This window comes from Enterobacter cloacae complex sp. IR5459 (assembly GCF_049238005.1).
GTDB classification, from domain to species: domain Bacteria; phylum Pseudomonadota; class Gammaproteobacteria; order Enterobacterales; family Enterobacteriaceae; genus Enterobacter; species Enterobacter hormaechei_C.
The window spans coordinates 1-918 of the sequence record NZ_JBMKIG010000066.1; the positions used below are offsets into that span (position 1 = coordinate 1).

1 protein-coding gene is annotated in these 918 nt (G+C 58.8%); it reads right to left on the reverse strand.

Annotation, left to right across the window (positions count from 1 at the left end):
- Nucleotides 1-532 precede the first annotated feature (532 nt).
- Nucleotides 533-918, reverse strand: a 386-nt coding sequence (gene mphR(A), locus ACOTX4_RS25955; protein WP_317187872.1) for a macrolide-binding transcriptional repressor MphR(A), incomplete at its 5' end; no start/stop codon positions are given.

Consider the following 918-nt stretch of genomic DNA (forward strand, 5'->3'; position numbering starts at 1 on the left):
CATGGGCATGCTCAACCACCATTTCGCAGCAGCCGCCTGATCGGCGCAGAGCGACAGCCTACCTCTGACTGCCGCCAATCTTTGCAACAGAGCCCGCCGTGCTAGTCTGCTCGGTGATGGTGGAGTGAAGCCAACCCGCAATCGGGTTATGAATCTGCATCGCGATTCGCAATCAGCTGTCTCTTGAGCATGTCGAACTCCTGCGATGTTATCTCGCCGTGCTCGTGCTGCTACACCAACTTGTCCAACTCATCCGCCACACCGCTCCCCACCACCTGCGATGGCCAGGTTGTTTGCTGGGCGCATTGGCGGAGTATCGTCTCGACCCGGGACACCCACACCGGCACAACCTTACGGGAGTGATTCACTGTCAAAGAATCGGCCCGGTGCTCTGACGCAAGTATCGGGATGGTCACCATTTGTAAGCCGTAGACCTGAGTGGTGATCAAGACTTCGATACCACCGACCGTACCGGTACTAATCGACGACGGTCGTGTTCGTCGCCTGCCGCAGGGACTCTGCACACCTCCGTTTACGCATGTGCCTGGAGGAGTTGGAAATCGTCGTGTTCGGGAAACATTAAACACAGGATGGCAGCGATCTGAGCCAGCACATGATCAGCTAGCTCACCATCCGGATCGACGGCCCACTGCATCGTCGCGCCAGCGATGACCGAGTGCAGGAGCAACTCAGCTGCCGCAGGAGCACCTGGGGGCAGTCGCTTGCGGATCCCCTCCACCACCGCGCGGTTCCGCTGGATCGCAAGCGTGCGTAGCTCCGGCACCTGGAGCTCGTACCAGGAGATGAGATAGTTCACCGAGAAGTCGTTGCGAGTGTTCATGCTCCGAACGAGCACCTGCAAAAATTCCCAGAGCCCTTGCGGCCCTGCGCCTATCGGTATCGCATTCAGGTAATGCC